Annotated in this window: 8 protein-coding genes and 1 pseudogene; 2 read left to right on the top strand and 7 right to left on the bottom strand. The window is 72.9% G+C overall.

Features of this window, described 5'->3' with window-relative positions; all coding sequences use genetic code 11:
* Positions 1–13: 13 nt before the first annotated feature.
* From EV284_RS21360 to EV284_RS21385, 6 genes are all read right to left on the bottom strand, one after another.
* A complete protein-coding gene (locus EV284_RS21360) occupies positions 14–1318 on the bottom strand; it encodes a M20/M25/M40 family metallo-hydrolase (RefSeq protein ID WP_130336651.1) in 1305 nt (434 codons plus the stop codon).
* Positions 1311–2144: a M55 family metallopeptidase gene (locus tag EV284_RS21365; RefSeq protein WP_130336653.1), complete on the bottom strand. Its 834-nt coding sequence runs from the start codon at positions 2142–2144 to the stop codon at positions 1311–1313. Before EV284_RS21365 ends, EV284_RS21360 begins: the two co-directional genes overlap by 8 nt.
* Before the next feature lie 74 nt (positions 2145–2218).
* Positions 2219–2938 carry a class I SAM-dependent methyltransferase gene (locus tag EV284_RS21370; protein ID WP_130336655.1) on the bottom strand — a complete coding sequence of 240 codons (720 nt, stop codon included), beginning with the start codon at positions 2936–2938 and terminating at the stop codon, positions 2219–2221.
* A gap of 77 nt (positions 2939–3015) precedes the next feature.
* Complete coding sequence (locus EV284_RS21375) at positions 3016–5433, bottom strand: SpoIIE family protein phosphatase (protein WP_130336657.1); 2418 nt, start codon at positions 5431–5433, stop codon at positions 3016–3018.
* 143 nt (positions 5434–5576) lie between these two features.
* Positions 5577–7937 (bottom strand): MFS transporter, encoded by a 2361-nt coding sequence (locus EV284_RS21380; RefSeq protein WP_242625799.1) that lies wholly within the window; start codon positions 7935–7937, stop codon positions 5577–5579.
* Positions 7938–8137: 200 nt separating this feature from the next.
* Positions 8138–8581: an SRPBCC family protein gene (locus EV284_RS21385; protein ID WP_130336661.1), complete on the bottom strand. Its 444-nt coding sequence runs from the start codon at positions 8579–8581 to the stop codon at positions 8138–8140.
* A gap of 134 nt (positions 8582–8715) precedes the next feature.
* Here EV284_RS21385 and EV284_RS21390 point away from each other — a divergent pair.
* Together EV284_RS21390 and EV284_RS21395 are read left to right on the top strand one after the other, a co-directional pair.
* Positions 8716–9761 (top strand): annotated as a pseudogene (locus tag EV284_RS21390) (Rv2578c family radical SAM protein).
* Positions 9762–9903: 142 nt separating this feature from the next.
* Positions 9904–11466: an alpha/beta hydrolase gene (locus EV284_RS21395; protein ID WP_130336663.1), complete on the top strand. Its 1563-nt coding sequence runs from the start codon at positions 9904–9906 to the stop codon at positions 11464–11466.
* A gap of 119 nt (positions 11467–11585) precedes the next feature.
* On the opposite strand, the gene EV284_RS21400 is transcribed toward EV284_RS21395, so the two are convergent.
* Positions 11586–12170 (bottom strand): adenylosuccinate lyase, encoded by a 585-nt coding sequence (locus tag EV284_RS21400; RefSeq protein WP_130336665.1) that lies wholly within the window; start codon positions 12168–12170, stop codon positions 11586–11588.
* Positions 12171–12250: the final 80 nt, after the last annotated feature.

Here is a 12250-nt window from a genome sequence, read left to right on the forward strand (position 1 = left end):
TTCCCCCATGTCGTCAGGCCGTCCGCAGGAACCGGTCGAGGACGCGGACGCCGAACCGGAGCGCCTCCACGGGCACCCGCTCGTCCACGCCGTGGAACAGCGCCTGGTAGTCGAAGCCTTCGGGCAGCCGCAGCGGGGCGAACCCGTAGCCGGTGATTCCGAGCCGGGAGAACTGCTTGGCGTCGGTGCCGCCGGACATGCAGTACGGGACGACGTGCGCGCCGGGCGCGAACTCCTCCACGGCAGACCGCATCCTGCCGAACAGGGGTGCGTCCACCGGGGCCTGGAGGGCGACCTCGCGGTGCACGTACTCCCAGTCGACGTCCGGTCCGGTGAGCCGGTCCAGGGTGGACTCGAACTCCTCCTCGCCGCCGGGCAGGAAACGTCCGTCGATGTGCGCGTGGGCCTCGCCGGGGATGACGTTGACCTTGTAACCGGCGTCCAGCATGGTCGGGTTGGCGCTGTTGCGGACGGTCGCCTCGACCAGCTTGGCGGCCGGGCCGAGCTTGTCCAGCAGCCGTTCCATGTCGTCGAAGTCGGCGTCCACGCCGTACAGTTCCGCCAGTTCGGTGAGGGCGGCCCGCACGGTCGGGGTGATGCGCAGCGGCCACTGGTGCTCGCCGATCCGGGTGACGGCGGCGGCGAGCCGGGTCACCGCGTTCTCCCGGTTCACCTTGGAGCCGTGTCCGGCGCGGCCGCCCGCGCTGAGCCGCAGCCAGCCGGTGCCCCGCTCCCCCGCCGCCACGGGATAGATCTCGCGCCCGGTGCCGTCGTGGAAGGTGAAGGCCCCCGACTCCCCGATGGCCTCCGTGCAGCCCTCGAACAGCTCGGGATGCCGGTCGGCGAGGAAGCCGGAGCCGTCCTCCGCGCTGGCCTCCTCGTCGGCGGTGAAGGCGATGACGAGGTCCCGGCGCGGCCGCACGCCCTGCCGGGCCCAGCCGCGCAGCACCGCCAGGATCATCGCGTCCATGTTCTTCATGTCGACGGCGCCGCGCCCCCAGACCACGCCGTCGCGGACCTCGCCGGAGAAGGGGTGCACACTCCAGTCGGCGGGCTCGGCGGGCACCACGTCCAGATGGCCGTGCACCAGCAGCGCGTCGGCGGACGGGTCGGTGCCCGCGACGCGGGCGACGACGTTGCCGCGCCCCGGTGTCCGCTCCAGCAGCAGCGGTTCGAGACCGGCACCGGCCAGGCGCTCGGCCGCGTACTCCGCGGCCGGCCGCTCCCGGCAGTCGCCGCCGCCCCGGTTGGTGGTGTCGATCCGGATCAGTTCGGAGGTGAACTCGACCACCTCGTCCAGCGCGCGCTGGTCAGCCATACTGCTCCTCCACGGCGGCCGAGGCGATCGTGGTGACCGCCTTGAACGTGCGAATTGCCTCGTACATCGTGCCGTTGGTGTACGCCACCTTGCGCTCCCCGGTCCGCAGCACCCCCGGCACCACCGTGGTGGCCATCGCCAGATGCTCGGCGTCGAACTCGACGGCGACCGTGTACGGCCCCTGGTCCAGGGGCGCCTGACGCACGGCGAGCCGCGCCGCCTCCTTGGCCGCCGCGCGGATGTCGGCGGCGGTGCGGGCCGGGGTGCGGCAGACGGCCGCGTACCGCGAGACGTGGTCCTTGACCGCGACCTTCAGCGCCTCCGGCGCGTAGCCGAGCGCGTCCTCGCAGGCCAGGTCGTCCCCGGTGACCAGGACCACCGGCACCCCGTACTCCGCGACGACGAACGCGTTGAGCAGGCCCTCGCTGGCCCGTACGTCGTTCAGCCAGACCCCGGTGATCTGGTTGGCGAGATAGGTGTGGGCGAGGACGCCCTCCATGCCGGCGCCCGCGTGGTAGCCGATGAACGCGATGCCGTCGACGTCACCGTGCTGGACGCCCTCCACCATGGACAGCGACTTGTGGCGCCCGGTCAGCATCTCCACCCGCTCGTCCAGGTCCTCCAGCAGCAGGTTCCGCATGGTCCAGTGCGCCTCGTTGACGAGCACCTGGTCCGCCCCGCCGTCGAAGAAGCCCTGGGCGGCGGCGTTCACGTCGGAGGTGAACATCCCCCGGCACCGCTCCCACTGCGGCGTCCCCGGCAGGACGTCGGCGGGCCAGGTGACCCCGGTGGCGCCTTCCATGTCGGCACTGATGAGGATCTTCATGCCGCGCAGGTTACGCGCCCGGCCCGGCGGCGGCTACGACCCGGTCCCCGGCCGCCGCCCGGCACGGGCCGTTCTCACTCGCGCGCCAGCACGAACCACCTGGCCGGCAGGTCGATGCGGACGCCGTCCGGGAAGTGCTCGGTCTGCGGCAGGACCGTCTCCCCGGTGGCCAGGATCTTCAGACCCGCCTCGGTCAGCAGACGGGGGATCTCCTCGTCCCCGGCGTCGGCGGGCTTGAGGTCGTGGTGGAAGACGCGACGGAGCTTCGGCGGGGGCCCGGCCGGGCCGGAGGCCGCCCGCCGCAGGACGTCGCGGGAGGCGGAGGTGAGTTCCACGACGAAGGCCCGGCCCGCCTCCCCGAGCAGCTCGGCCACGGCGGCGGCGACCAGGGGCCGGGCCGCGGGCTCGCTCTGGTGGATGACGGCGCGCATGTAGACGTTGCTGTCCCCGAGGCGGTCGTGCAGGTCGCGCACGGCGTCGGTGTCGGTCAGGTCGAGCTGCTCGAACTCGGCGGCGGGCCCGGCCGTGGCGCGGCGGGCGTGGTCGATCGCCGCGTCCGAGAGGTCGACGCCGACCGCGCGGGCGAACCGGGTGGCGAGGTAGCGGGTCTGGGTGCCGTTGCCGCAGCCGAGGTCCACTATGACGCGGCCGGCCTCGGCATGGGGCAGCAGGAGATCGCTGTGGGGCTCGGCGGTCAGCGACGGGTCGGAGTCCCAGATCGCGTCCCCCCGCTCGTCGGAGGTCTCCCGCCAGTAACTCTCCCAGTTGGAGCGGTAGTCGTCGGAAACGTTCACTGCGATCTCCCCAAGGTCGGTGCCGTGATCGGGATATCGCGCCGACTGCCCCCGGACAAGGGGTCCAAGGGCACCTGTTACGGAATCAGCGCCTGCTCGAACCACACCGTCTTGCGGTGCCCGCTCGTCGTCGCGCCCCACTCCTTCGCCAGCCGGCTGACCACGCCGAGGCCCCGGCCCGCCTCGTCGTCCGGTCCTGCGGTGCGCATGTCCGGCAGCTCCGGTTCCCCGTCCGTGACCTCGAACAGCAGGTCCCCGGCACGCACCACGCGCAGCCCGACCGGGCCTCCCCCACCGTGCCGTACCGCGTTGGTGACGACCTCGCTGACCAGCAGCAGCGCGGTGTCCACCGCCTGCGGCAGCCCCCACTTCAGCAGGCGATCGCGGACCAGGTGCCGGGCGCGGGAGACCTCGCGCGGGCCGGACTCCAGCTGCCACTGGGCCACGTGGTCGTCGGGGATGCCGTTGAGCCGGGCCATCAGCAGGGCCACGTCGTCCTTGCGGCCGCCGCGGGTGTTGAGGGCGCGGATGATGGTGTCGCAGGCGGCGTCCATCGAGGCGGCCGGATGCGCGGCGGACTCGCAGAGCGCGGCCAGCCCCTCCCCGATGTCGGAGCCGCGCACCTCGACCAGGCCGTCCGTGCACAGCACCAGCCGGTCGCCGGGCGCGACCCGTACCGTCGTGGCCTCGAAGGGCACTCCGCCGACACCGATGGGCGCGCCGGTGGGCAGTTCGAGCAGCTCGCTGCCGCCGTCCGCCGCCCGGACCAGGACGGGAGGGATGTGCCCGGCGTTGGCGATCTGCAACTCGCCGCGGATCGGGTCGTAGACGGCGTAGAGACAGGTGGCGAGGTAGTTCTCACCCAGCCTGCGGGCCAGGTCGTCCAGGTTGCGCAGCAGTTGGGCGGGCGGGGTCTCCAGTGCGGCCATGGTCTGGACGGCGGTGCGCAGCTGGCCCATCATCGCCGCCGAGTTGAGCCCGTGGCCCATCACGTCACCGACGACCAGCGCGGTGCGTGAGCCGGGGAGTTTGACGGTGTCGAACCAGTCGCCGCCGATCCGGCCGAGCAGTGTGCCGGGGAGGTAGCGGGTCGCCACGTCGCACCCGGCCATGCGCGGGGTGACCTGCGGCAGCATGCTGTCCTGGAGGGTCTCGGCGACGTTCTCCTGGTACGTGTACATGCGGGCGTTGTCGAGCACCAGCCCGGCGCGGGCGGCGAGTTCCGCGCCGGTGGTGCGGTCCATGCCGTCGAAGGGCAGCCGGTCGGCTCGGCGCAGCAGCACCATGAAGCCGAGGACCACGTTGCGGGCCTTGAGCGGGACGATCAGCAGGGAGCGGCCGGTGATGAGCGGCCTGAGGTCCCGCTTCTCGAACTCGCCGGAGATCCGGTTGCCCAGTTCGTCGCTGATCCTCGGGATGAGGACCGGCTCGCCGGTGACCATGCACTGGTAGAACGGGGTGTGCTCGGGGAAGGCGAACGCCTCGCCGACCGGCACGGTGTCGTCCCAGCGGCCGGGTTCGTCGTTGTGCTCGACCCACACCCGGTGCATCAGGGTGCTGGCGTCGGGCGGCCCGTCGGGGAAGCCCTCGCCCGCGAGGACGGCGGAACGCAGATGGGTGCCGGCGAAGTCCGCGAACCGGGGCACGGCCGCGCTGGTGACCTCGCGGATCGTCTCCCCGAGGTCGAGGGAGGTGCCGATGGCGGAGCTGACCTCGTTGAGGAACTCCAGCCGCTCCCGTACGGCCGCGTACTCCAGGTCGGCCAGGGCGTCGGCCGGGATCAGGGGCTCGCTGCGGGGATGCGGGACAACGCTGTCGGAGCGGCCGGGGCGCCGGGGCACTCCCCAGTACGGGGTGACGGGGACCCGCTCGTACTGGCTGAACTCCAGGACCGGGTAGCCGAGTTCGAGGATCTGGGACACGATGCGGGCGCTGAGTCCGGGACCCATGTTGGGCAGGATCTCGGGAAGTCTGCGCTCCAGGTCGGCGGCGGTGGGCAGTTCGGTGTGGCGGGCGAAGCCGGGGGCGATGCGTTCGGTGCTCTCGTCCGGGTGGCCGCGCGCCTCGCGCAGCCGGGTGGCGTCGGCGGCGAGTACCAGCAGCCGGGAGGGGCCCGGCCCGACCAGCGGATAGGCCCACCACAGCACGTCGATCCGCTCGTCGTCCCCGTGCCCGGGCGGGGTGAGCCGGGCGCGCCCCGCGGTGGGGTAGCCGGTGTGGGCGCCGAGAGAGGTCTCCAGGTCGGGGCCGTCTCCGTCATCGGGCCTGTCGTCCCGCAGGTCGTCCGGCAGGGCCCCGGAGACGGGCAGCAGGTCCGCGACGGGCTGTCCGACGGCCGTCTCCCGGCCGGGGCCGAACATCCGCCCGGCCCCGCTGCTCCAGTGGGACACGAGGCCCGCGCGGTCGACGATCACCACGGCCAGCGGAATCCGGCCCGCCGCGGTGTTCTCCGCACCGCGGCCTGGAGACGCGTCCCGCTCGCTGCCACGGTCCATGGCCCAGGCCCTCTCTCCCCACGGCTGTACGCGAACGATCAATGCCGCCCGCCACTACGGTACGGGGGAGTCACGTCGCCATGTGTGGCAAACCGTGAATTCCGTCCCCGAGATCCCCCGTGGGTGAAGAGGGCCCGTGACCCTCAGTCCTCGTGCCCCAGTTGCAGGTCACGCTCGGTGCGGCCGCCGCCCGCGACCTGGAGGACCGTGGCGACCGGCGGGTAGCCGGCGGCGATGACGGTGTACTCGCCGGAGGAGAGGTCGACGAAGCGGAAGGTGCCGTCGGCGCCCGTGGTGAGGGTGTCGACCACGTTCCCGGCCGCGTCGAGCAGGGTCACCCGCGCGTCCTCCACGGCGCGCCCGCCCCCGGCCCGGACGGTGCCCTTCAGCACGGCCCCGCCCGCCAGTTCGACGTCCTGCCGGGTCTCGCGGGACGCCTGGACGGTGACCGGGAGGGCGGCCGGGCGGAAGGCGGGGGCGCTGGCGGCGAGGGTGTACTCCCCCGCGACCAGCTCGCCGATGACGTACCCGCCCTCACGGCCGCTGCGGGTGGCGGCGACCACCTCGCCGTGCACGTTGGTGAGCGTGACGGTGGCGTCGCGCACGGGGCTGCCGTCGGCGGTGAGCACGGCACCCGCGAGGCGTCCGGCGCCGCCGAGGACCACGTCCAGCTCGACGGGGCGCTCGCCCACCGTGACGGAGACGGCCTGCGGCTGGTGGCCGCCCGCCGCCGCGATGAGCACGTAGGAGCCGGCGCCGGGGGTGGCCAGCGCGTAGCGGCCGTCGTCGCCGCTGGCGCCCCGGCCGATCTGCACCCCGCCGACGTCGATGAGGGTGAGCGCGGCGCGGGGCACGACGGTGCCGTCCGGGTGCTGGACGGTGCCGCAGACCGCGATCCCGGCGGTGTGCGGCACGCGGGCCTGGGGCGGTACGGGGATGCCCGGCACGGTGTCCGGGTCGGTGGCGGTGGGGGCGTGCTGGGACACCAGGGGTTTCTCCTTGAGGAAGAAGGCGATGATCAGGCCGAGGACGAGCACCGGCACCAGGTACAGGAAGATCCGGGGCATCGCGTCGGCGTAGGCGTGGATGTAGGCGTCCCGCAGCGCCGGGGGCAGCGCGTGCACGAGCTGCGGGGTGATCGCCTCGGGGTCGGGCAGCGCGGCCGAGGCGTCCGGCGGGAGGTCCTCGCGCAGGGCGTCGGCGAGCCGGTCGGCGAAGAGGGTGCCGAAGATGGCGGCGCCGACGCTGCCGCCGATCTGCCGGAAGTAGTTGTTGGCGCTGGTGGCGGTGCCGAGGTCGGCGGGGCGGACGGAGTTCTGCACGGCGAGCACCAGGACGGGCATGACCAGTCCGATGCCGGTGCCCAGGACGGCCATCCAGACGCTGTAGGACAGCCGGGGGGTGTCGGTCTCCAGCCGGGACAGCAGCCACATGCCGAGTGCGGCGAGCGCGGCACCGGCCACCGGGTAGACCTTGTAGCGGCCGGTGCGGCTGATGAGCTGGCCGCCCACGATGGAGGCGCCGACGATGCCCGCCATCATGGGCAGCATCAGCAGCCCGGACTCGGTGGCGCTGGCCCCGTCGACCATCTGGAGGAAGGTCGGCAGATAGCTGGCCGCGCCGAACAGGGCGACGCCGATGACCAGTCCGACCAGGCCGGCGATGTTGAAGACCGAGTCCCGGAACAGCCGGAGCGGGATGAGGGGTTCGGAGGCGAAACGCTCCGCCACGACGAACAGGATCACGGCGGCGAGGGCGCCCGCGCCGAGGCCGATGATCTCCCTGGAGTCCCAGGCGTACTCGGTCCCGCCCCAGCTGGTCAGCAGCACCAGGCAGGTCGAGGCGATGGCGAGCAGCAGCGCGCCGGGCACGTCGAGCCGGGCGCGCTTGCTCGGCCGGGGAAGCTTCAGCACGGCGGCGACCACGGCGAGGGTGACCAGACCGAAGGGGACGTTGATGTAGAAGCACCAGCGCCAGGAGAGGTGGTCGGTGAAGTAGCCGCCGAGCAGCGGCCCGGCGACGGAGGCGAGGCCGAAGGCGGCGCCGATCAGGCCCATGTAGCGGCCGCGCTGCCGGGGCGGCACGATGTCCGCGATGATCGCCTGCACGCCGATCATCAGGCCGCCCGCGCCGATGCCCTGCACCGCGCGGAAGGCGATCATCTGGTCCATGCTCTGCGCCCGCCCGGCGAGGGCGGAGCCGACCACGAAGACCAGGATGGCGAACTGGAAGACGCCCTTGCGGCCGAAGAGATCACCGAGCTTGCCGTAGAGCGGCAGGCCGATGGTGGAGGTCAGCAGGTAGGCGGTGATCGCCCAGGACATCTTGTCCAGGCCGTGCAGCTCACCGACGATCTTCGGCAGCGCGGTGGCCACGATCATCTGGTCCAGCGCGGCCAGCAGCAGCGCGAGCATCAGCCCGACGAAGACCAAGCGCACCTGGCGGGCGCCGAGTTCGGGTGCCGGGGCGGGTGGTGGTTCCAGGTGTCCGTCCGGAGCCGGCACCACCTCGGTGACCGGCTCCTCGCACACCAGCGTCGTTCCGCCCACGTACCGCTCCCCTCGCTCACACCTGTCGCACATCCCGCGTTACGCGACAACTGCGAACACATACGGCGAGTTACGGCATGAATCCGGTCTCGGCGGAGATCACTCGAACCGGTGAGGGGAGCAACGCCCCCCGCACCGGCCGGTGTTTGGAGAAATCAGCTCTCGACCCGGGCGGCGAGCCTGTCGAGCACCGAGTCGTAGATACGGCCCAGGCCCTTGGGGGCGAAGGTGCGCTCGAAGAAGCCGCCGATACCGCCGGCGCCCTTCCAGGTGGTGGTGACCATGACGCGGGAGCGGCCCTCGTCGGCGGGGGTGACGCGCCAGGTGGTGACCATGGTGGAGTTGCGGTCCTTCTCGACCAGCTCGCCGGGGGTCGGCTCGGTGACCTCCATCAGGCAGTCGCGTACGCGCTTGCTGGTGGCCTGCAGCTTCCAGTGCACGAGGGTGCCCGCGCCGTCGCCGCCCTCGCGGACCTCGTACTCGCTGAAGTGCTCAGGGAGCAGCTCCGGGCGGGTGGTCCGGTAGTCGGTCAGCGCGTCGAACACCCTGTCGGCGTTCGCCGCGACGACTCGTTCCGTAGTGGCCTCGACCTGCGCCATCGCTCTCCTCCAGGACCTGTTTTCCAGCGTTTCGGATCAGCCAACCACCCCGGCACCCCGGCTCCCAAATCCGGGTCCGCCCGATCATGGGAACACATGTTCTATTGTGGGGAACGAGCTACCGAGGAGGCGTCATGCGCTGGGAGAACCTGACCGACGAGTCCGGTGGTCACGGCCGGACCCCCGACGGCGCGCTGTTCGGCGCGGACGCCGTGGTGACCCGCACGTTCGACACACCCGAGTTCAGAGGAATCACCTTCCACGAGGTGCGGGCGCGGTCGATCCTGAACCGGGTGCCGGGCGCGTCCCGGATGCCGTTCGAGTGGACGGTGAACCCCTATCGGGGGTGCTCGCACGCCTGTGTGTACTGCTTCGCCCGCAAGACGCACAGCTATCTCGATCTGGACACCGGGCTCGGCTTCGACTCGCAGATCGTGGTCAAGGTCAACGCGCCCGAGGTGCTGCGCCGCCAGCTGGCCTCGCCGCGCTGGGGCGGGGAGCACGTGGCGATGGGGACCAACGTGGACGCTACCAGCGTGCGGAGGGCCGGTACAGGCTGATGCCGGGGATCATCGACGCCCTCACCGAGCGGGCCAACCCGTTCTCCATCCTCACCAAGGGCACCCTGATCCTGCGCGACCTGGACCGGCTGGTGCGCGCGGCCGAGGTCACCGACCTCGGCATCTCGGTCTCCGTGGGCTTCACCGACCCGGCCCTGTGGCGCACGGTGGAGCCGGGCACCCCGGCGCCCGAGCGACGGCTGGACGTGGTGCGCACCCTCGGCGAGCACGGCATCGGCTGCGCGGTGCTGATGGCCCCGGTGATCCCCTTCCTCAGCGACCGGCCCGACCAGCTGCGCGACACCGTCCGCGCCATCGCGGAGTCCGGGGCCACCTCGGTGACGCCGCTGGTGCTGCATCTGCGGCCCGGCGCTCGGGAGTGGTTCATGAGCTGGCTCGCCGAGCACCATCCACACCTGGTGGCCCGCTACCGGCGGCTGTACGCGGGCGGTTCCTACGCCCCCACCTGGTACCAGCGCCGGGTCACCCGCCAGGTGCACGAGCTGGCACGGGAGTACGGCATCGGACCGACCCGCGCGGGCGCCACCCGGCGCATCCGCCCGGCCGGCACCGACGAGCGGCCGGCGGAGCCGGAGCCGACGCAGCTCACCCTCATGTGAGGGCGTTCGAGGGCATCCGGCGACCCGTTCGGGTCAAGTACGGGGCGGACGGGCCGAAGGGGGCGGGGATCGCAGGGACGATGCGGCGAGGACCGCATCCCCCGCGGTCCGCGCCATCCTCCGTCCCGTGGAGTTGCCACGCATGAGAACACGCGCAGCCGTGCTGGGCGCGACGGCCGTCCTGCTGGCGGCCTCGGCCACCGCCCTGCCCGTCCAGGCCGCCCCCGCCCCCGCCGCGCCGGGCCTGACCTGGAAGGAATGCGGCACCGGCGACTACCCCACCCTCCAGTGCGCCTCCCTGAAGGTCCCGCTGGACCACGCGCGGCCCGCCGGGCGGCAGATCTCGCTCGCCCTGTCGCGCGTCCCGCACACCGCGAAGACCTCCCAGGGCCCGCTCCTGGTCAACCCCGGCGGTCCCGGTGGCAGCGGGCTCACCCTCGCCGGGTACATCGCCTCCGCGCTGCCGGCGAAGGTGGCCGCGCAGTACGACGTCATCGGCTTCGACCCGCGCGGCGTCGGCAAGAGCGCCCCGGCGCTGAACTGCGCCCCGGACCACTTCACGCCGGTACGCCCCGACACCGTCCCGGCCACGCCCGAGCTGGAGCGGCGGAACCTGGACCGGGTGCGGTCCTTCGCGGCCGCCTGCGGCCGGGCCCACGCGGACGTGCTGCCGTACATGGACACGGTCTCCGCCGCCCGTGACCTGGACGCGGTCCGCGCGGCCCTGGGCGCCGGCCGCCTCAGCTATCTCGGCTACTCCTACGGCACCTACCTGGGCGCGGTCTACGCCAAGCTCTTCCCGGCGCGGGTGCACCGCCTGGTGCTGGACTCGATCGTCGACCCGACCGGTGTCTGGTACGAGGACAACCTCACCCAGGACCACGCCTTCGACGCCCGCCACAAGGCCCTCATGGCCTGGATCGCCGCGCACGACGAGGCGTACCGCCTGGGCACCGACCCCGCGCGGGTGGAGGCCGACTGGTACGCGATGCGGGCCGCGCTGGCCAAGGACCCGGCGGACGGCAAGGTGGGCGCCGCCGAGCTGGAGGACACCTACATGCCGGGCGGGTACTACGACGGCTACTGGCCCTACCTCGCCGAGGCCCTGGCGTCCTGGGTGCACGACAAGGACACCGGCCCGCTGGAGCAGGCGTACGAGAACTTCGCCGCCGTCGACGCGGGCGGGGACAACAACTACAGCGTCTACACGGCCGTCCAGTGCCAGGACGCGCCCTGGCCGCGCGACTGGCGCCGCTGGTCGCGGGACACCTGGGCGGCCCACCGCAAGTCGCCCTTCATGACCTGGAACAACGCCTGGTACAACGCGCCGTGCGCGTTCTGGCCGACGCCCCCGCGCGAGCCGGTCAACATCGCCAACGGCAAGCTCCCCGCGGCCCTGCTCTTCCAGGCGACGGACGACGCGGCCACCCCGTACTCGGGCGGCCTCATGACCCACCGCCTCCTGGCCCACTCCAGCCTGGTGGTCGAGCGGGGCGGAGGCAACCACGGCATCACCCTGACCGGCAACTCCTGCCTGGACGACCACCTCACCGCCTACCTCACCGACGGCACGGTCCCACGCGGCCGCGGCGCGGTGGACGCGGTCTGCGACAAGTCCCCCGCCCCACAACCCCTGGACGCCAGGACGGCCCCCGCCGCCGCGAAGGGCTCGACCCTCCACGGCCTCCTGGGCTTCCGCCACTGACCCCCACCGGTGCCCGCCCTTCCGGCGGGCACCGGAAATCCGGGGCGCGCGGCCGGCGCCACGATGGCCTTCGGTGCCGGGGACGGTACGTCGGTGCCGGAGGTGCGGTACGTGAGGACTCAACTCCGTCGCTGCTGACGCGGGATGCGGCCCAGCGCGGTCACGGCGGCTTCCGCCAGGGCCGGATGGGCGAGGGCCTCGGTCAGTACCCGCTTCGCTCGCGGGTCGGCCAGGGTGCCGAGACCCTCCACGCAGGCGAGGGCGACCCGGCGGTAGGGGTCGTGGGGGCGGAGACGGCGTTCGAGGGTGGTGATGAGCGCGGGGACCGACTCGGGGGCCCGCAACCGGACGAGCAGGCGGACCGGTTGCAGGGCGTAGGCGACGCGGAGTTCGTTGGTGGCGAGCGCGGCGGCGGCCCGCGCGGTACGCGGGTCCCCGAGCAGGGCCAGCGCGTCGGCGGCGGCGGCGCACCGGGGCGGGTCGCGGTGGTTGAGGAGCAGCACCAGGGACTCGAACGCCCGCCGGTCCCCGGCGACTCCGAGCCGGTAGGCGGCCAACTCACGGGCCCACAGGGGCTGTCCGGGCGCGGTGAGGACACCGGCCAGCTCGTCCTGATCCCCGGTGCCCACCAGCCTCTCGTAGGCGGCCCCGCCCCGCGACTCACGCCGTAGGCGTTCGGTGAGAACTCGCAACCCGTCGTCCACGCACCCAGCGTAGGCGCGTGATGACGGTGAAGGGAGGTACATCACAAAGCCGAGTTGGCGCCCGCCACTGGCGCGCTCGT

It is taken from the genome of Streptomyces sp. BK022, assembly GCF_004217355.1.
GTDB lineage: Bacteria > Actinomycetota > Actinomycetes > Streptomycetales > Streptomycetaceae > Streptomyces > Streptomyces griseoluteus.